Genomic DNA, 18,391 nt, shown 5'->3' with positions numbered 1-18,391 from the left:
TTTGAAAAGTAAGTATATTAAATGGAAAAATAACGCTATAAAGTTCATATTTAAATTAGAAATCATTCAATGCTCGATGTTTTTAATATTTATGTTCTGCGATTCGAGCTGATGTCTACTCAAGGTGAGTTTCATGACTTTAGATATACGAGGAAGTAAGAAGACAACTGGTATTAGTGATAATCAATTTGTTGTTTTCGAAGAGTTATTGTCGAATGCTATAGATTCATATTTGATTAGAAAGCATTCTTCAAATGATATTTCCGCTCTCAATGTGAATTTTGAAATTGAACTGTATGGAAATGATTTATTCTTAGAGGAAAGTTTTGGATTGAAAATAACTTGTACTGATAATGGTGCTGGCATGGCCGATCAACAAGTAAAAGCATTTGTAACGAAAGACTCTACTTTTAAAGATGATCTAAGAATTAATGGGATCGGTAAGTGCTTTGGTTCGGGAAGAGTTCAGTATTTTCATTTTTTTGACCGTATAAAAATCAGAAGCATCTTTGAAAAAGGACATTCTTTACTATTGCGTACGTTAGATGTTGAAAGTAACACTAACGAGATATCTGAAACATCTTTTATTACAACAGAAGCTGACAGTAGCACTTTAGAGACCAGTATTTCTTTAATTGGTTTATCAAACGATGCAATGAGAAAACATTTTGCATCTAAGAGTTTATCTAGTGAGTTTTCTGCCGAAAATATTAAACGTCATATATTAATTACATTTCTTCAGAGATTCATAGCTCTTAAGGATATAATTGGTGATTTTTTAATTGAAATTGTTTTTTCTATAAATGGTTCTGATAAGAAAATAGCAGTTATCAATTCATTTGATCTACCAAATAGACTTCCTGTAGAAAAAATACCTATTTATTGCCTACATGGTATTGATGCTAAACTACCTGAATACTATCTTAATGTTAGTACTTATGAGTTTTCTGAAAATGAATATCCAAGCTTTGTTCATGATGTAGCGCTGTGCGCCAACTCATCAATAGTAAAATATCTTACAAATACATATTTAAAAGTAAAAAAGGATAGAACTAGAGCGATAAATAATAAGTTTTATCTAATCTTAGTTGAAAGTGATTATTTAGAACGCAAAGTAAATGTTCGACGCGACAATTTTGATATACGAACAAGTTGTAGACATAGCGATATGATATCTATTGAACCATCAATAGAGGATATCATCGATTCGCTTGAGGACTATGTTTTGAGTATATTAACCCCAACTGATTTTGATCGGGAACTCTTAATTAAAGAAACTGGCGTGAAATTTGGTATATCACCAAGTATGCTTTTAGATACTAGAGTGAAAGTCAAGTATGGCGATACTGCAGATATGATAGCTAAGCGTGTATTAAAAAAGTATCAAGAAGAGATTGTTAATGATACAGAAAGTATTTTCGACATGAAGCAGAAGCTAATAGAGTTAGATCCAAGAAACTCTGACTTTCGTGACAGTGTTAATGCTATGTCTTGGAAGTATACATCAACAATCAAAAAAATGGATATGGCTAATTTATCTCAACTAGTTGTCAGGCGTTCAGCTATGCTAGAGGTTCTTACTTGCGCTATTAAAGGTGAGTTATCAGTCCAAGATAGTAAAAGTGGGAGGAATGAAAATGAAAAATTAATCCATAACATATTTTTTCCAACAGGTAAGGATAGTAAGGATATAATAGATCATGATATATGGATTCTAAATGAAGAGTATCATTACTTTGAACATATTGCGTCAGATAAAGCGTTGGCATCTATACCTTGGAATGAAAGTGATAAATTGTTCGATGTAAATATTGACAGTGAGTTGGAGGTGCTTTTCAATAAAAACAATTCTGAAAACAGATTGAAAAGACCTGATATTGCGATATTTAATCAAGAGGGTTCTGCTATTATTATTGAGTTTAAGGCTCCAGGTGTTGAACTTCAGGAACATACTAATGATCTTGTTCAATATGCTAGATTGTTGGCGGCCAAGTCAAAAGGTAGGATTAGAAAATTTTATGGTTACTTAATTGGTGATAAAATAGATGAAAGCCGAATGCCACCAGCATATACGAAATTCGCTAGTGGTAATGGTTATTTCAATACGGATAGAATTAATGATTTTTCGAGTGGAATACAATATGGTGAATTATATTCCGAAATATTGTTCTATAAAGACTTTGTTGACCGCGCAGAACAACGTTTGAAAATTTACAAAGAGAAACTTGGAATATAAAAAAGATAGGACATGCATAACTCTTTTGGGATTAACCGCCGACACTACCCCTACAGAAGTTCCCTCCCCTCGGAGTTGCCGCAGGGCATTTGCGTTCGTTGCGTGAGCGAGGCATGGATAATGGAATGGACCCATCCACTTTAAATCGGCCTCGCAATGGGCCACGATGTAGTCGCTAAAACTCATCAGAAAGAGGACGGGTCCACCTATGAAGATTACTACAATCGGTTTAGATATCGCAAAGTCTGTTTTTCATGCTGTTGGCGTCGATAAAGCAGGCAAGTTAATTAAAAAGAAAATGCTTAGACGCAAAGACTTGCTGCCCTTTGTCGCTCAAATTGAGCCTTGTCTGATTGTGATGGAAGCCTGTAGTGGCGCAAATTACTGGACCAGAGAATTTGAGCTGTTGGGCCACAGCGTCAAGTTAATTGCTCCTCAATTTGTCGTGCCTTTTCGGCAAGGTAACAAAAATGACTACAATGATGCTTTAGCCATCGCGGAGGCTGCGCAGCGACCCAACATGCGGTTTGTAAAACCCAAAAGCGTCGAGCAGCAAGATGTGCAACTGCTCCACCGAATGCGCGAACGATTAACTAAGCAATCAACAGCCTTAATCAACCAAGTGCGAGGTATGTTAGCTGAATACGGCATCGTGATAGCCAAAAGTAAATCGGCTTTTAAAGTACAGTTTCCTGAGATTTTGACTAACGAAACCAATGCGCTGACTACCAAAGGTCGAACAATTTTTTATCAGTTATATGAAGAGTTTACAGATATAGAAAGACGGCTTAAGGATTGTGATACCCAAGTACTCACTGAAACGAAAAACAATGTGATTTGCCAGCGTTTAGAGACTATCCCAGGTATTGGTCCCGTCACCGCTACGGCCTTTTATGCGGCTGCTGGAGAGGGTAAAGACTTCAGTAATGGTAGACACTTTTCAGCTTGGTGTGGCTTGGTTCCCAAGCAACACAGCAGCGGAGGTAAAGATAACCTCCTTGGGATAAGCAAGCGGGGAAATGCGTATTTACGTACCCTGTTTATTCACGGCGCCAGAGCGGTGTTGCAGCACAGTTGTCATAAACAGGATAAATTTAGCTGCTGGGCAATACAGTTAGCAGAGCGCCGAGGTTTTAATCGAGCCTGTGTGGCCGTCGCCAATAAACTCGCGAGAATGGCATGGGTTATCGCGGCGCGTGAGGAAGAGTATCGGCTTCCAGTATAGTACTGAATAGATTCAATAAACGTGAATAATTAACCAACCAGCAAGTTGCTAAGACACTTGATTTGATGATGAGACAGTCAGACTGATCTACTAAAAACCTTAGTCGGGCATAGGCTCATTACGAAGCCGCAGGGATGATAAGGACTGTAGAAGCAGATATCCATCAGGGCCAGAGGGATCCCTCAATAACAGGCCGGATATATGGGTGCAATGAACTCTTCTCAAAATCGTTATCGAATGTCTTGCAAACCGGATGGGTCCATATATGCCGAGATAGCGTCAGTCGAATCAGGGACGAGCGTCTGACGCGGTAGCATAAGAACGCTAAATGCCCAAGGGGCTTTCAACTCCGTTAGGGGCGTCTTGGAGAATCCAAGGAGGATAGGACGAGCAGTCCTCCTTGGTCGGGTGTGGGGTGAAGCCCCACGACGTTGATCCAAACGAAGTTTGGAAAGCTTTAAAGTCGATATTCCTAGCATTCGCTAGAACTATAGAAATAATAAACCCCAGTAAAAACTGGTGTTTATAGAAAGATCGGACTTACACAACTCTTTTGAGATTTAGGGCCAATGCCGAGATCACTGAAGTTCACCTTCCCCTCGGGATGCCGCAGGTACAGGTCCTGCTTAATTTAAACCAAGCCTACCATCCCCAAATGATATGTCTGCAATCTTCTTTAGTGAAATGTTGTGTTGGGTATTATTTCATATGAAAGATGTTGTGTTAGCGCTATGGCACATACCTAGTTTACAGATAAATGCTTCCACGACTTTCTAATCGCTAAAATCTAGGTTATTACTATTCTATCAGTAAGATAAAGCGCTGAACCCGTTTGATAAAGTGAGTTCTGTTGTCACTGTTTGAGTCGTTACGGGCTGCCTTGTCGTGTCCACTGTGGAAGGCTGTTGGTTGGAATACTACTTAGGAGAAGGCCCGCTTATCGCGGTGTTCATCCTAAAAACAAATTATTAATCAGTGCAGGAGCAAATATGAAAAAAGTGGTAATGATTGCCATGGCGACGGTCTTACTGGGGATGGGTGGATGCTCGGTAAAGGAAAGGGCGATGAGTGGGTTTCAAGTTGTGCCCTTTGATGCGTTCAAAACGAGTGAAACTAATCCCAATCAGCGTATTTATAAGGAGCAGGGTGTAGATCTGCGCCAGTACAATCAAGTGTTGCTCGATCCATTACAGTTTATTCGTCAAGAGAATGGCCAGTGGTATCTATTAACGGCTAATGAGCAGAATGAGATTGGCCGTTATTATCATACGAAGTTTAAAAATGAATTGACGAAAAATGGAGTCAAGATTGCGACTGAGTCTGGCCCTGGCGTGATTAGAGTTCAAGCGGCGGTGACAAATTTCGATTTAACTCGACCAGAGCTTAAATTACGCGATTTATTACCGGCGAAGATTGCCATTGATGTGACAAAAGAGGCAATAGGTATGGAGCCTTACTTGCTCAAGGTTGGCAGCATGTCGCAATTGCTCGACTCACAAAGCGGTAAGTTATTAGTACGAGTTTTAGATGCTCGCGAGAGTGAAGACACTACCCAAAAAGATACCCCAATTAGTGCAAGCGAGCTGGAAAAGATGATCGACCAGTGGGCTGCGAGTCGCGCTAAACAGTTAGCTGATAATTTAGGAAAATAAGCGTACAAGTCTATTCCTAGCCATCAGTGATACTTGTCGTTGTTGATCAATTAATATAAACCCCAGTAAAAACTGGGGTTTATATTTTATCGATAGGATAATACTCGAGCCGTGACAACAAAAAAGCATGCAGTGGATAACCTGCCTTTCGTGATGGTCACAGATATTGAGCGTTAGGTTGCTGGGTAAGGCGAGCCAGAGTATTGCGGAGCATAAAACGTCCTTGTTTAATGCTTGTGCAAGACACTTCGGAGATTAGCAAGTAGTAGTATGAAGGTGTGTTTATGCCTCTTCCTCTATTTTAGGGCGCTGGGCACTGCAACATTGATCCTGTAAAAAATGTACGAGTCCTTGTAATAATTGATAATCGGGTACGCAGTACAATACTCTTCCTTCACGTCGCTGCGAGATAATCCCCGCTGATACTAAGGCGCTAATATGATGCGAGAGTGTAGAACCCGGGATCTGCAACTCTTCTTGTAGTTGCCCCACGGCAACGCCTTCGTAGCCACCTTTTACCAATATCCTGAACAGGGCAAGACGAGTAGGATGTCCGAGTTCTTTCAATACTTTAGCTGCATTTTCAATATTCATATTGATACTATTGTTTTCGTTTATGCCATCAATTTATTCGATAATACCAGAATTATCTATCTTTAAGCGGCTTCAAAAAGCACTGCCATCCCCAATGAGTATGAACTTTATCTGCGGTTGATACTGTGTTCACACTATATTTCTACATTTATGGAAATTTAGTGTTGAAAATTGTCGTTATCATAACTATTATTCTAGAAAATTCGAAATATTTTGAGGATAGAAATGAATCCACAGCTCATCACTATGCTAAAAGAAACGGTAAATATGTTTGCGTTTCTTGCGCTTGAGTTAACCTTGTTATTCCTTGTGATTAGCTATCTCGTTGGTATGCTTCAAGAGTTTGTTACCCCTCAAAAAGTGCAATCCATTTTGAGTTCGCGTAATGGCAAAGGATATTTGATTGCTGCTTTACTTGGGTCTATTACGCCATTTTGCTCTTGCTCAACGATCCCATTCTTAAAAGGTTTACTCAGGGCTCGTGCTGGCTTTGGTCCTATGATGGTGTTTCTATTTGCTAGCCCATTACTAAACCCTATCATTGTGGGATTATTCGTGGTCACTTTCGGTGTGAAAGTCGCGGTATTTTACTTTGTCATGGCAATGGGAGTATCGGTCATTGCGGGCTATATCCTTGAAAAACTAGGATTCGAACGATATGTGCGTAAAGAGGCTTATGGTCAAGAAAATGTAGATCACTCAAGTTGCTGCGACACAAAAGCAGCACCAGCCTTATCTTCATGCGGTGAAAGCACTAAATTAGCGCCGATTGTATCCCTGTGTAGTGATGTAAAGCCTTCACCTAAGATGTTCCTTTATGCTGATGTTAAGCCTACTTCAGCACTATCTTCCTGCTGCGAAACCAAACCAGCGCCGTTAGCATCTTCCTGCTGCGAAACCAAACCAGCGCCGTTTGCATCTTCCTGCTGCGAAACCAAACCTGCACCGTTAGCATCTTCCTGCTGCGAAACCAAACCAACGCCGTTAGCATCTTCCTGCTGTGGGACAACATCGGCGTCGGTTACTCCTGGTGCTGATATCCCGACTGTACCGCCTAAACTCGATATTGTGAGTCGTTCATTGCGAGTTTGGCGCACCACATGGAAGGACTTTAAGCATGTATTACCCTATCTTTTTGTCGGGGTGTTACTCGGCTCATTTATCTATGGCTTTATTCCCACTGAATTTATCGTGAACTATGCCGGCGAGGCCACTTGGTATGCCATTCCTGTTGCTGCGGTTATTGGCATTCCCCTTTATATTCGTGCCGAAGCTGTCATCCCTCTTACAGCGGCATTAGTCCAAAAAGGTATGGCAATGGGCTCCGTGATGGCATTTATCATCGGCAGTGCTGGCGCGAGTATCACTGAAGTGATTTTGTTAAAAGCAATCTTTAAAAATCAAATGATTGCTGCCTTTCTCGGCGTTATTTTAGGTATGGCTATCGCATCAGGATTTCTTTATGGTTTAGTCTTTTAAATTAAGCCTTCTATCCACAGTAAACCTAATACGCTTTTGATGTGTCTTTAAGTGGTGCGAATGGAGAGGCTTGGGGAGTAACCAAGTCGTTAGATATGGGCGTTGTTCGACAAGGACTCTCGTTCGTGAGTCGGTTAAAAAAGCGATCAAACCTAAAAGCAAAACCCCAGTTTTCACTGGGGTTTATTGTTTGAGCTTAGGTTGGCAAAGGTTATCCTGCCAAGCTAATCAATGCGTTATTTGATAAACGCGAAGGCATCGCCGTAGAGATGGGCTTCTTCAACACCCATTTCGCGGAAGATTTCGCGGGCGGCACCGACCATATCGAAACGACCTGCGATATAGATGTCATAGCCATTGAGGCTAATAAAATCCTGTTTGATTTGCGCGAGCAGATTGGCGGTTTTGCCTTGCCAGTTTGCTGGGGCCTCTTCAATAACGGGCACAAAATGCAACCAAGGGTGAGCGTCGTGCCATGCGCGGGCGATGCTTTCGTAGTACATCGCATCTTGGGTGCGGCAACCCCAATACAAGGTTGTTTCGACCTGTTGGCCGAGGGCGATTTGTTGCTCGACAATACTCTTGATGTAAGAGAAGCCTGTGCCACCGGCGATCAATAAACGTGGGCGCAGGCTGTCGTGGCGTAGGTGAGCGTCGCCACCTGGCGCTTCGATGTCGATATGCGTGTTATTACGCAATCTTTCAACTACTTGCATTGGATAACTTTCGCTGACGGCCGCACCAATATGAAGCTCAATCACTTCGGCATTAGGGGCGGACGCGATAGAGAAGGGACGTTTATCTTTTTCACCCATCACAACACACAGGTATTGTCCCGCTTGAAACTCCAAGGGGGTATCAGGCTTTAACCACACCTGATATACGGAGTCGTTAAAGGGGGTTACTTTCTCTATCTTACAACGTATGGTTTTCATCAAACTTCCTTTGCACCTTTTTATCTAGTTAGAGGTGTCACATTAAGGCCATTCGCGGCCAATTCTCTTGGCTTAAGTGGGTACGTCGTGCTTAAGCTGAATTATAGGGTTGGGCTGTCGTCTATGCCTAACTCATCCCAGATTGAGTCGATCTTTTGCTTAACCTTAGGGTCCATCACAATCGGCGTGCCCCATTCGCGGGTGGTTTCGCCTTCCCACTTATTGGTGGCATCGAGGCCCATTTTGGAGCCGAGACCCGCTACGGGAGAGGCAAAGTCGAGGTAATCGATAGGGGTATTATCGATCATCACGGTATCGCGTTTCGGGTCCATGCGGGTGGTAATGGCCCAAATCACGTCGTTCCAGTCGCGGCAATTCACATCGTCATCGACCACCACAATAAACTTGGTGTACATAAATTGGCGCAGGAACGACCAAGCGCCCATCATCACCCGTTTCGCATGGCCGGGGTATTGTTTGCGAATCGAGATCACTGCCATCCGGTAAGAACAACCTTCAGGAGGCAGATAAAAATCAATAATTTCAGGATATTGCTTACGCAAAATCGGCACAAACACTTCGTTGAGTGCCACGCCTAACATGGCGGGTTCATCCGGTGGACGGCCAGTGTAGGTGCTGTGGTAAATCGGATCTTTACGGTGAGTAATATGGGTCACAGTAAAGACGGGGAATTTATCCGTCTCGTTGTAGTAACCCGTGTGGTCGCCGTAGGGGCCTTCTTCGGCCATTTCGTCGGGATCGATATAGCCTTCAAGGATAATCTCGCTGCTGGCGGGTACTTCTAAATCACAGCTTAAGGCTTTGCAGACTTCGGTGCGTTCACCGCGCAGCAATCCTGCAAAGGCGTATTCGCTCATCGCATCAGGTACTGGGGTTACCGCGCCTAAAATAGTCACTGGATCTGAGCCTAAGGCTACAACTACAGGGTAACGCTCACCGGGGAATTGCTCTTTAAAATCAGCAAAATCAAGCGCGCCACCACGGTGGGATAGCCAGCGCATAATGAGTTTATTCTTACCTAGCAATTGTTGGCGATAGATCCCAAGGTTTTGGCGATTCTTACGCGGGCCTTTAGTAATGGTTAAGCCCCAAGTGACCAGCGGCGCGACATCGCCCGGCCAACAATGCTGAATCGGTAACTGGGTTAAATCGACTTCATCGCCAGTTTTTACCACTTGCTGACAGGCGGGATTACGCACCGTCTTGGGTGGCATATTCAAGGCTTGCTTGAACATAGGAATTTTTGAAATCGCGTCTTTAAAACCGCGTGGTGGCTCGGGTTCTTTTAAAAACGCTAATAGCTCACCGACTTCGCGCAGCGCTAACGGGTCGTCTTTACCCAGCGCCATGGCGACACGTTTTGGAGTACCAAAGAGGTTGGCCAGCACTGGCATGGAATGATTGGTTGGATTTTCGAACAGAAGTGCAGGGCCTTTGGCACGCAGAACGCGATCGGCGATCTCTGTCATTTCTAAATGAGGATCAACGGGGTAGCTAATGCGTTTGAGTTCGCCATTGGCTTCCAGATGATCGATAAAGCTGCGTAAATCCTTAAAACTCATGTGGAAATAGCCTCTGCAGTGGAAATCCGTGTGGCGCGCACTATAGCATTTTTCTGTTTTAGGGTTAACCTATTCAGTGATCTTCCAGCTTTGGAAGCGTAAAATACTTGTCCTAGGTCGGTGTTAATTTGACCAACGCCCGGTATATCGAGGTTTATATGAGATTCTATTCATTCCTTGCTAAAGATAAATGCCTTAAACATCAATCGGTTTGCTTAAGTAAGCACGCGGAGCCTTGGCATAAAACAGGCTTGGCTTTGTCTTTACTCGGCGCCTTGTTGATCGGTGGTCTTGCCGCGCCAGATTGGGCTATTGCGGGGGATCGAGGCACAAATGATCGCTATAGCGAGAGTTATGGGCGCCAAGATAATCACTATAAAAAGCATCATAAACATAGTGATAGCCATCGTTACTATCGCCCATATTACCGTCCCTATTATCCTTGGGGATTGGGTTTAGGAGTTGGCTTAGCGACGGGCTGGAACCTTGGCTATGGCTGGAATGATGGGATATGGAATGACGACTGGCGTTGGAATCGCGAGCGTTACTGGCATTCGCCTTATTCGGGCATCGGTTTGTCGATCCCGACGGGCTATGATGATACGCCAGTGGCCATTTCTGCGCCTGTGCGTGTTACCACCAGCATGCAATATTCGCCGAGCGAAGGCCGTATGGTGTCGAATATGCCAACCAATAGCGCGACTGTGATATCACAAACAGGCACATCGACGGCGAGCGCCTCAACAGCTTCGGCGGAGCAAATTGCCAATGTGCCCCGTGCACGGGCGGCGCGCAGTGTGTCGAGCCTGCCGAGCAATGCCAGAATAGTGCAACAGGATGGCCGTACCTTATATGAGTGGCAAGGTACGCTTTACGCCTTCGATTGGAATAGCCAAACCTATCAAGAACAGTTAGTGAAGTAATATTGTTTTAGACCTTATCGACGGGAGCCCCGAGTGGGCTCCTGTTTTTTTCTTAGCCAGTTGTCGTTTTATAGAATCGCGGAGAAATCGTTTGCAAGCAGTTCAACCCAACGCTCAACCCCCAGCTCAAAGCAGCGCGCTTTGGGTGTTACTCGCCTTGGCATTAGGCACCTTTGCCTTAGGCACCACAGAATTTGCCGCCATGACCTTAGTGCCTTATATCGCCAGTGATTTAAGCGTCGATGTCGCTCATGTGAGTTATGCCATCAGTGCCTATGCCCTTGGGGTGGTGGTGGGCTCGCCCATCATTATGGTGCTGGGGGTGAGGATTAAGCGGCGCACGCTGTTAATCGCCTTGGCCGCCATGATGGCGGTTGCCAATGGCTTAAGCGCCCTAGCACCCAGCTTGAATTGGTTAGTCTTTTTCCGCTTTTTAAGTGGCTTGCCCCATGGTGCATATTTTGGTGTCGCTATGTTACTGGCGGCGTCCTTAGTGCCTCCCGAGATGAAGGCTCGAGCGGTTTCTCGGGTGATTATCGGCTTAACCTTAGCCACTATTGTTGGCGTGCCCTTCGCGACCTGGATGGGGCAAACCGTCGGTTGGCGCTCTGGTATCGGCATAGTGGCGATTATTGCCGCCGTGACTGCTGTTATGTTGTATTTTCTCGCGCCGAATGTCGCCGTACCGCAAAATGCCAGCCCGAAAAAAGAGCTGCAAACCCTGAAGAACCGCGAAGTTTGGCTCACGCTCGGCATTGCGGCTATCGGTTTTGGTGGGATTTTCTGTGTGTATACCTATCTGGCCGAAACACTGATCCAAGTCACCCAAGTCGAGCCTTTTAAAATCCCGGTGATGATGGCGGTCTTTGGGATTGGCGCCACCTTAGGTACCTTAGTCTGTGGCTGGGCGGCGGATAAGTCGGCGCTGGCGGCGGCATTTTGGTCGTTGGTGTTAAGTACCTTAGTGTTGGCGCTGTATCCGAGTTTGACGGGATCTTACTGGGCATTAATGCCGATAGTATTCTTTGTGGGTTCGGGGATTGGTTTGGCAACCATAGTACAGGCGCGATTAATGGATGTGGCTCCCGATGGGCAGGCCATGACCGGCGCTTTAGTACAATGTGCCTTTAACCTTGCTAATGCCATTGGCCCTTGGGTGGGCAGTTTAGTGATCTTATCTGGCCAAGGTATTGCCGCGACTGGCTATGCCGCAGCACTTTTATCCCTCGGCGGTTTAGTCATGTGGTGGTTAACCCATAGGGAGAGCCGTCGCGCTGATAATCTTTGTACTGCAAATTGCATTGATTAAGCTGACCATGACGGCGCAGATCTATATCTGCGCCGCCTATCGGTTAATTTCTTAACTTTTTAACCTCTTTGTATGGTGATATCGGCGATATAACCATGCTCAGTGGCAAGCAGCGCTTGTTTTAGCATGCCTGCGGTCTCATCGGCGGACATAAAGCTTGAGGTGTCTAGACTCTTACCACTGCTTGGCCAAAAGCCGGTATCCATACCGCCGGGATAAACCGCAATCAACTTCATTGGACTTTGCTTGAGCTCCAAACGTACCGATTCGATAAAGCCCCGCACCGCCCATTTGGCGGCGCAGTAGGTCGATTCACCCGCTTTGGCGGCGAGGGCGGCGGTGGACATAACGATCACCACCTTAACCGCTTGCTGCTTATAGCGTTTCACCAATTCACGCACCAGCAGAATCGTTGAGGTGACATTGTTATTCAGCAGCGCTTGGATTTCGCTCGCACCTTGGGTTTCCAGTGCGCCAAAGTAACCACTGCCAGCGCAGTGGATAACCGTATCGGGGGCATCGGTAAGGCCATCGAATAGCGCTTCGACACTCGCTTCGTCTGCTAAATTGGCACTGATGGCGCTAATGCTTTGATTCGAAAATGGGCTGAGGGCATTGGCCACGGTATGCAGACGGTTGGCATCGCGTCCCGTCAGTGTAAGTGCTTGGTTATCCTTGGCATACAGGGCGGCTAATGCTGCGCCTAAGCCACTGCTTGCGCCAGTAATCAGTATCATCTTTACCTCTAAATTCTATTTCGAAGTCTAGGTTTCGATCAGAGTGAACAGCGGCTGGTCGAAGGCGACCTCATCTCCGTCTTTCACCCAAATAGCGCCGACTATACCGTCACGCTCGGCCTCGATGGGATTTTGCATTCGCATGGCTTCGATAATGCAAAGCGTGTCGCCGCGAGCCACCCGTTGACCGATGCGCACCAAGGGCACCTCGGTTTGGCCTTGCGAGGTATGGAAGCTGCCCACCATGGGCGATACTTGCACAAAGCCTTCAATCACAGGCAGGGCGTCACGGGCTTTCGCCAGCTTTGGGCTTGATGCAGTGGAAGGCGGAGGATTATGCGCGCCTTCAGGTGCGCTTGTGGGATGCGGGCCGTAGCGGGTGATGCGAATGGACTCTTCCCCTTCGGTAATCGCCAGTTCTGCAATCCCAGATTCCTGCACTAATTCAATCAGTTTTTTGATCTTTCGAAGGTCAACCGCCATGGCTTGTGGCTCCCTGTACTCACGCTAATCGCGTTTATGCCTTCAATCTCTTAATCGCCGCCGCGAGGGCAAACTCATAGCCCTGGGCGCCGAAACCACAAATCACCCCAATGGCCTTATCGGACAAATAGGAGTGGTGGCGGAATGGCTCGCGGGCATGGACATTGGATAAATGCACTTCAAAGAAGGGAATATCCACCCCGAGCAGTGCGTCACGCAGGGCCACACTGGTGTGGGTAAAGGCTGCGGGGTTGATAATAATCATCTGCGCATCGGTAGCATGGATAGCGTTGATCAGTTCAAATTCGGCATTCGATTGAATATGCTCAAGTTCAACACCTGCTGCTTGAGCTTGTTCACTCAAAATGGCAACGATATCGGCTAAGGTTTGATGACCGTAAACACTGGGTTCGCGGCGGCCAAGGAGGTTTAAATTGGGGCCATTGATGAGCAGAACTTTATGATTCATTACGCTTTCCTTTTACGACATGCCTTAACGGGTTGAATGCCATTAACTTAACCTGTTCGGGCGGATTTTGCATTATGAATGTCGTTACTGTGCAAGCTGGGTTAATCCAACTTAATCTGGCGCATAGCCTTAGTGGCACCACGTTGTTTTTTGGTGTCTAAGCGTTTGGTTTGGCTGCTTTTGGTCGCACGGGTGGGGATACGTTTTTTGGGCACTTCGGCCACGCTGGCAACTAGGGCGATAAATTGTTCCAATGCGGTTTGCCGATTCGCCTCTTGGCTGCGGCTCGCCTGACATTTGATAATGATTTTGCCGCTGGCGGTAATCCGATGATCGGCTTTTTGCAGCAGGTGCTGCTGATAAAACTCGGGTAATGACGAGTTTCTGATATCAAAAATCAATTGGGCGGCGGTGGAGACTTTATTGACATTCTGCCCGCCAGCCCCGCTTGAGCGGATAAATTGCCACTCGATTTCATTTTCCGGAAGTTCCACACGGTTTGAGATTTTTATCATGGCAGACTTAGGGTTTTGTCCAATTGCTTTGAGAAGCGAGCAATAACTGCTTATGGCTTTTCAATAGATTTGTTATCATCGGGCGCATTCTTGCAGGGCAGGCGTGGTTGCCCGTTCGCAAAATAGTGTTCTCGTTTCGGAGTGCCTTTATGTTATGCCAAATCCCCGATATTGCTAAGGGTGTTATCAGTCTTTTCGCCAGTGGTCGACTCTCTTCAACCGATTATCGTACCCGCTTACAGCCGGCCATTAAGAGTTACCGCAAGGATTGGGGACAGGTTTGCCTGTATATTGAGGCGGACGTCTTACTCGAAGGTTGGGAATTTGAGTCGCTAACGGGCAGTGGTGAAGTCCAACTTCCTAATTTTGAAGCTTTAGTATTTGTTGGCGGCCCAGATTGGGTGGGTAATGCTGTGCGCTTACTCGGCCCCTTTATGCAGGGCGAAGTGGCTTGGTTCCCCTTGGAGCAGAAAGCCAAAGCCATTGCGTGGATCGCTAAACGTTCAACTTTTTAATGACCCATGGTGGGTATAACTTATAGGGAATTAACTATGTCTTTGTTGAAAACTATGACTGCCAAACCGACCGCTAAATTAGGCGCTATCGCCCTAGTGTTGGCCTTTACCGCAGGCTTAAGTGCCTGTGCGCCAGAGGTAGGTAGTGATGCTTGGTGTAAGCAAATGAAGGAAAAACCTAAAGGTGATTGGACGGCGAACGAAGCGGCCGATTACGCCAAACACTGCGTGTTTAAGTAAGTTTTTCAAGCGAATAGTGTCACAGCTTGACAGATTAATCCTTGCAAGCTGTGAACTTATGCTTAAAATCCCTGTCTTAAGTTTGCACAAGCTATTGCTGAATTATGACTAAATCGTCCAAAGGTGATATTTGATTTCGACCGCTAAGCCATTCTTTAGCCGAATGGTGACCCTACTGATAGCCATTATCGTGCTGCAATTTGCGGGCGCGAATTTGGGTGCCCATCAGTTACATGCGGGCAATGGCGTTGAAGAAGCCGAGAATCATCCCCACCTACAATTTAGTGCTCCTGTGACCACCTTAGCTCAATGTGTGGATTGTGTGTGCCCCAATGAGCAGACTCCCGGATTCAGCACCGAGCAGTTTGGTGAAGCCGCATTCAATGCGGGCGTATCGACTACCAGTGCTAGTAGCCACTCACATTTAGTGCAAACCACTGAAATTCAAAACTTTGACCTTTGCCTTGATTGCCAATGCCATGGCGGTCATGTGGCTTTACTCTCCTATTCCGACAGCCAAACGCTTACAGCCTTTGAGGCGGCCTATGTGCCAACGGATTTAGCCTATTTCCCTCCCGATCAATTACCTAAGTACCGCCCACCCATCGCTTAACTCTCAATATCTGCTTATTTCTGGTTGCGTATCTATTGTTCGGGCGCGCCGCAATAAGCCCTTAATTTATCCCCAAAGCAAAGGTTTTATTAACCTAGAACGTGTTTGGTTCGCGCTAGCGCTTTGAGCTTATTCGACATTTTGCCTCTGGGGAGCATTCGATTGGTATCCGCACGTCGATGGCGTAGGGCCAATCCTATTTAGATATTGTTAGGAATTGCGATGAAGAAAACCATTATCGCCCAGACCTTGTTTGGCCTGTTGAGTACGCTAGTGCTCGTTGGTGGACAGGTGAATTACGCTGTTGCAGCAAGCTCAAGCCTAGACGTCAAAGAGTTAGATGCAGTAGCGCAAGGCGAACTGTTAACCCAAGAAACTCAAACCTCGCTGAATCAGTGGTTGCCAGAGTTACTCAAGCAAATTAATCAGTTGCCAGAGGTGCAGGCGCAAATTGCTCGGCAGCAACAGGCTGAGCTGGTGATTGCCGCGGCGGATCGCGCCGTCTATAACCCTGAACTTGGACTCAATTATCAAAACGCCGACACAGATACCTACAGCCTAGGGCTGAGCCAAACCATCGATTGGGGCGATAAGCGTGGCGTAGCAACCCGCCTTGCCCAGCTTGAGGCGCAGATCCTGTTAGCGGATATACAGTTAGAACGCAGTCAGATGTTGGCCGAGCGTCTATTAGCGCTGGCCGAGCAGTCGCAAAGCCACAAGGCGCTTACTTTTGCAGAGCAGCAATTAAGATTTACTCAGGCACAGCTCAATATTGCCGAGCAGCGCTTTGCCGCGGGAGATTTGTCTGATGTTGAGTTGCAACTGCTTAAACTCGAACTGGCAAGCAATACCGCCGACTATGCGCTGGCCGAACAAGCGGCCTTAGTCGCCGAAGGTAAAGTGATTGAGTTACTTGGGGTTGATAAGCTCAAGTTTAGGGAGTTCATCTCTGACATTGGCCAATTTGTGTCGATGATTGCCCCGAAAGCGGAATTACCCGCATTGACCAGTGCCCATCAGCAGGTGTTATTGGCCAAGGCCAATGCCATGAAGGTTAAGGCTGATACAGCGGCGGATCCCACCATCAACCTTGGTCTCGAACGGGAAGGCTCTGACAACAAGTTTGGCGTCGGTGTGGCTATCCCCTTGCAGGTTCGTAATAACTACAGTGAGTTACAGTCGGTTGCAGATAAGGGCATCGCTATCGCAGAGCAGTCCTACTTAGCCCGTGAGCGAGTGCTTACTGCTAAACAGGCGCAATTTAACAATGCCTTACCCCGTTTACTGGCTCGTTACCAAGATTGGCGTGAGCGAGTCGCAGCCTCGGGGAGTAAAGCCGCTAAATCCTTAAGTGAACAGTGGCGCTCGGGCGATGTGAGCACCAGTGAGTATTTACAGAGTCGGCGACAACTTGCGGCCAGTTATTTGGTCGGTTTAAACCTCGAAACGGCGATTTATCAGAGCTGGTTAACCTGGATGGGGGACAGCGGTCAACTGCTGCCCTTTATCGATTCGTTAACAGCCACTTCTCCCACTAACGCCGTGCCAGCCAAGTCAATCGTGAGGTCACACTAATGAATTCAACTTTTCCTAAATCTGTTTTTCACTCTTTCGCCAATGTGTCTGCCGCAGGTTTCATATCGGTGTTTACGCCATCACGTTTAGCGTTGGCACTGATGCTTACCTCGTTAACCGTGATTACGCCAACGTCAGCATTTGCTGGTGACGGCCATGATCATGCTGGCGAAAAACAAGTTAACAACGCAGCGAAGAGTACTGCTGCCGAGCAAGCACCGGATGACCATGGTGAGCAAGCATTAACCTTTACGCCGGCACAGTTGGAGCTGGCGGGAATTCGCCTGTTACCCTTGAGCAGCGATAGCTTAAGTCTTGCCAATTTAAACCTCGATGTTCGAGCAACGGCTTCTTTAGTGGTTGATCGTGATAGAACCGCGACCTTAGCGCCACAGCTCGATGTTCGCGTACAAGCGCGTCATGTGGTACCAGGCCAAGAGGTGAAAAAGGGTGAGCCTTTACTTACCTTGGGTGGCGCAGCCGTTGCGCAGGCACAGGCGGACTACATTAATGCCGCTGCTGAATGGAGTCGAGTCAAGCGCATGAGTGAAGGTGCGGTTAGCGTCAGTCGGCGGATGCAGGCTCAAGTCGATGCCGAACTGAAACGGGCGATTTTAGAGGCGATAAAAATGACCCCTGAGCAAATTCGTACCTTAGAGTCGAGCCCTGAAGCTATCGGTAGCTATCAACTGTTGGCGCCTATCGACGGGCGTGTGCAGCAAGATATCGCCATGCTGGGGCAAGTGTTTAGCGCAGGCACGCCATTAATGCAGTTGACCGATGAGTCGCACCTTTGGGTGGAAGCTCAGCTAACGCCTGCGCAGGCAGTCAATGTGAAGGTGGGAGCCCCAGCGCTGATTCAGGTGGGAGATAAAACCTTAGCAGGTAAGATTATCGGCCGCTCCCACGAGCTGGATAGCGTGACACGTACTGAGCAAGTGTTAGTCAGTATGCCTAATCCTGATCATGTGTTGCACGCTGGGCAATTTGCCGAGCTTTACTTTGCCGATACCTCTCAAAACATGGCAGCGGCGAGTAGCGGATCAGGTATTTCATCGGGAATTGTATTACCAGATGCAGCATTAACCCGAAGCAGTGATGGCGATTGGCAGATTTTTATTCAGGATGAGGATGGTTTTGAAGCCATTGAGGTGGAGCTGGTGCAGCGTCAGCGCGGCTTGAGTTTAGTGCGTGGCAGTGAGCTGGATAAAGCACGGCAGGCACAATTAAAGGTGGTTGTTGCAGGGGCATTTTTCTTGGCATCGGAGCAGGCGAAAGCTGGTTTTGATATTCATGCCCACTAATCGC

18 protein-coding genes are annotated in these 18,391 nt (G+C 46.6%); 11 read left to right on the top strand and 7 right to left on the bottom strand.

Features of this window, described 5'->3' with window-relative positions:
* Positions 1-133 precede the first annotated feature (133 nt).
* From JM642_RS18145 to JM642_RS18135, 3 genes are all read left to right on the top strand, one after another.
* Positions 134-2,236, top strand: a complete 2,103-nt coding sequence (locus JM642_RS18145) for a hypothetical protein (RefSeq protein ID WP_203432289.1) — start codon at positions 134-136, stop codon at positions 2,234-2,236.
* Between the two features lie 208 nt (positions 2,237-2,444).
* Positions 2,445-3,461 carry an IS110 family transposase gene (locus JM642_RS18140; RefSeq protein ID WP_037431787.1) on the top strand — a complete coding sequence of 339 codons (1,017 nt, stop codon included), beginning with the start codon at positions 2,445-2,447 and terminating at the stop codon, positions 3,459-3,461.
* A 989-nt stretch (positions 3,462-4,450) separates the two neighbouring features.
* A complete protein-coding gene (locus JM642_RS18135; RefSeq protein ID WP_037413939.1) occupies positions 4,451-5,113 on the top strand; it encodes a DUF3313 domain-containing protein in 663 nt (220 codons plus the stop codon).
* Between the two features lie 282 nt (positions 5,114-5,395).
* Here JM642_RS18135 and JM642_RS18130 read toward each other — a convergent pair whose 3' ends face one another.
* Positions 5,396-5,707, bottom strand: coding sequence for a metalloregulator ArsR/SmtB family transcription factor (locus tag JM642_RS18130; RefSeq protein WP_037414026.1), 312 nt, complete (start codon positions 5,705-5,707; stop codon positions 5,396-5,398).
* Between the two features lie 225 nt (positions 5,708-5,932).
* Here JM642_RS18130 and JM642_RS18125 point away from each other — a divergent pair, with 225 nt between their 5' ends.
* A complete protein-coding gene (locus tag JM642_RS18125) occupies positions 5,933-7,186 on the top strand; it encodes a permease (RefSeq protein WP_203432288.1) in 1,254 nt (417 codons plus the stop codon).
* Between the two features lie 236 nt (positions 7,187-7,422).
* Here the strand turns inward: JM642_RS18125 and fre are convergent, their stop codons facing one another.
* Both fre and ubiD read right to left on the bottom strand, forming a co-directional pair.
* Entirely contained in the window at positions 7,423-8,121 is a 699-nt protein-coding gene (gene fre / locus JM642_RS18120; protein ID WP_203432287.1) for an NAD(P)H-flavin reductase, read from the bottom strand.
* A gap of 101 nt (positions 8,122-8,222) precedes the next feature.
* Entirely contained in the window at positions 8,223-9,704 is a 1,482-nt protein-coding gene (gene ubiD, locus JM642_RS18115) for a 4-hydroxy-3-polyprenylbenzoate decarboxylase (protein WP_037427322.1), read from the bottom strand.
* Positions 9,705-9,862: 158 nt separating this feature from the next.
* Between ubiD and JM642_RS18110 the strand changes: the two genes are divergently transcribed.
* Together JM642_RS18110 and JM642_RS18105 are read left to right on the top strand one after the other, a co-directional pair.
* Complete coding sequence (locus tag JM642_RS18110) at positions 9,863-10,627, top strand: hypothetical protein (RefSeq protein ID WP_203432286.1); 765 nt, start codon at positions 9,863-9,865, stop codon at positions 10,625-10,627.
* 91 nt (positions 10,628-10,718) lie between these two features.
* Positions 10,719-11,936 carry an MFS transporter gene (locus JM642_RS18105; RefSeq protein WP_203432285.1) on the top strand — a complete coding sequence of 406 codons (1,218 nt, stop codon included), beginning with the start codon at positions 10,719-10,721 and terminating at the stop codon, positions 11,934-11,936.
* 59 nt (positions 11,937-11,995) lie between these two features.
* Here JM642_RS18105 and JM642_RS18100 read toward each other — a convergent pair whose 3' ends face one another.
* The 4 genes from JM642_RS18100 to arfB form a co-directional block, all read right to left on the bottom strand.
* Positions 11,996-12,673 (bottom strand): SDR family NAD(P)-dependent oxidoreductase, encoded by a 678-nt coding sequence (locus tag JM642_RS18100; protein WP_203432284.1) that lies wholly within the window; start codon positions 12,671-12,673, stop codon positions 11,996-11,998.
* Between the two features lie 27 nt (positions 12,674-12,700).
* Entirely contained in the window at positions 12,701-13,156 is a 456-nt protein-coding gene (locus tag JM642_RS18095) for a biotin/lipoyl-containing protein (RefSeq protein ID WP_172590906.1), read from the bottom strand.
* Positions 13,157-13,190: 34 nt separating this feature from the next.
* On the bottom strand, positions 13,191-13,625 hold the full coding sequence (aroQ, locus tag JM642_RS18090) for a type II 3-dehydroquinate dehydratase (protein WP_037428701.1): 435 nt from the start codon (positions 13,623-13,625) through the stop codon (positions 13,191-13,193).
* Between the two features lie 101 nt (positions 13,626-13,726).
* On the bottom strand, positions 13,727-14,140 hold the full coding sequence (gene arfB, locus JM642_RS18085; RefSeq protein ID WP_037428698.1) for an alternative ribosome rescue aminoacyl-tRNA hydrolase ArfB: 414 nt from the start codon (positions 14,138-14,140) through the stop codon (positions 13,727-13,729).
* Between the two features lie 149 nt (positions 14,141-14,289).
* Here arfB and JM642_RS18080 point away from each other — a divergent pair, with 149 nt between their 5' ends.
* From JM642_RS18080 to JM642_RS18060, 5 genes are all read left to right on the top strand, one after another.
* A complete protein-coding gene (locus JM642_RS18080) occupies positions 14,290-14,655 on the top strand; it encodes an STAS/SEC14 domain-containing protein (RefSeq protein ID WP_023268861.1) in 366 nt (121 codons plus the stop codon).
* 36 nt (positions 14,656-14,691) lie between these two features.
* Positions 14,692-14,895 (top strand): DUF3012 domain-containing protein, encoded by a 204-nt coding sequence (locus JM642_RS18075; RefSeq protein ID WP_037428695.1) that lies wholly within the window; start codon positions 14,692-14,694, stop codon positions 14,893-14,895.
* A 163-nt stretch (positions 14,896-15,058) separates the two neighbouring features.
* Complete coding sequence (locus JM642_RS18070) at positions 15,059-15,508, top strand: hypothetical protein (protein WP_203433859.1); 450 nt, start codon at positions 15,059-15,061, stop codon at positions 15,506-15,508.
* Positions 15,509-15,730: 222 nt separating this feature from the next.
* Positions 15,731-17,083, top strand: coding sequence for a TolC family protein (locus JM642_RS18065; RefSeq protein ID WP_203432283.1), 1,353 nt, complete (start codon positions 15,731-15,733; stop codon positions 17,081-17,083).
* On the top strand, positions 17,083-18,387 hold the full coding sequence (locus JM642_RS18060) for an efflux RND transporter periplasmic adaptor subunit (RefSeq protein WP_203432282.1): 1,305 nt from the start codon (positions 17,083-17,085) through the stop codon (positions 18,385-18,387). The genes JM642_RS18065 and JM642_RS18060 overlap by 1 nt, the downstream gene beginning before the upstream one ends.
* Positions 18,388-18,391: the final 4 nt, after the last annotated feature.

This window comes from Shewanella sp. LZH-2, from assembly GCF_016859145.1.
GTDB lineage: Bacteria > Pseudomonadota > Gammaproteobacteria > Enterobacterales > Shewanellaceae > Shewanella > Shewanella xiamenensis.
Note: the sequence above shows the minus strand (reverse complement) of the source record. Positions and strands in the feature narration are given on the sequence as shown.

Bases quoted from the DNA above. Each gene is read 5' to 3' on its own strand.
- JM642_RS18145 (WP_203432289.1), top strand. From the start codon at position 134: ATGACTTTAGATATACGAGGAAGTAAGAAGACAACTGGTATTAGTGAT.
- JM642_RS18140 (WP_037431787.1), top strand. From the start codon at position 2,445: ATGAAGATTACTACAATCGGTTTAGATATCGCAAAGTCTGTTTTTCAT.
- JM642_RS18135 (WP_037413939.1), top strand. From the start codon at position 4,451: ATGAAAAAAGTGGTAATGATTGCCATGGCGACGGTCTTACTGGGGATG.
- JM642_RS18130 (WP_037414026.1), bottom strand. From the start codon at position 5,707: ATGAATATTGAAAATGCAGCTAAAGTATTGAAAGAACTCGGACATCCT.
- JM642_RS18125 (WP_203432288.1), top strand. From the start codon at position 5,933: ATGAATCCACAGCTCATCACTATGCTAAAAGAAACGGTAAATATGTTT.
- fre (WP_203432287.1), bottom strand. From the start codon at position 8,121: ATGAAAACCATACGTTGTAAGATAGAGAAAGTAACCCCCTTTAACGAC.
- ubiD (WP_037427322.1), bottom strand. From the start codon at position 9,704: ATGAGTTTTAAGGATTTACGCAGCTTTATCGATCATCTGGAAGCCAAT.
- JM642_RS18110 (WP_203432286.1), top strand. From the start codon at position 9,863: ATGAGATTCTATTCATTCCTTGCTAAAGATAAATGCCTTAAACATCAA.
- JM642_RS18100 (WP_203432284.1), bottom strand. From the start codon at position 12,673: ATGATACTGATTACTGGCGCAAGCAGTGGCTTAGGCGCAGCATTAGCC.
- JM642_RS18095 (WP_172590906.1), bottom strand. From the start codon at position 13,156: ATGGCGGTTGACCTTCGAAAGATCAAAAAACTGATTGAATTAGTGCAG.
- aroQ (WP_037428701.1), bottom strand. From the start codon at position 13,625: ATGAATCATAAAGTTCTGCTCATCAATGGCCCCAATTTAAACCTCCTT.
- arfB (WP_037428698.1), bottom strand. From the start codon at position 14,140: ATGATAAAAATCTCAAACCGTGTGGAACTTCCGGAAAATGAAATCGAG.
- JM642_RS18080 (WP_023268861.1), top strand. From the start codon at position 14,290: ATGTTATGCCAAATCCCCGATATTGCTAAGGGTGTTATCAGTCTTTTC.
- JM642_RS18075 (WP_037428695.1), top strand. From the start codon at position 14,692: ATGTCTTTGTTGAAAACTATGACTGCCAAACCGACCGCTAAATTAGGC.
- JM642_RS18070 (WP_203433859.1), top strand. From the start codon at position 15,059: ATGGTGACCCTACTGATAGCCATTATCGTGCTGCAATTTGCGGGCGCG.
- JM642_RS18065 (WP_203432283.1), top strand. From the start codon at position 15,731: ATGAAGAAAACCATTATCGCCCAGACCTTGTTTGGCCTGTTGAGTACG.
- JM642_RS18060 (WP_203432282.1), top strand. From the start codon at position 17,083: ATGAATTCAACTTTTCCTAAATCTGTTTTTCACTCTTTCGCCAATGTG.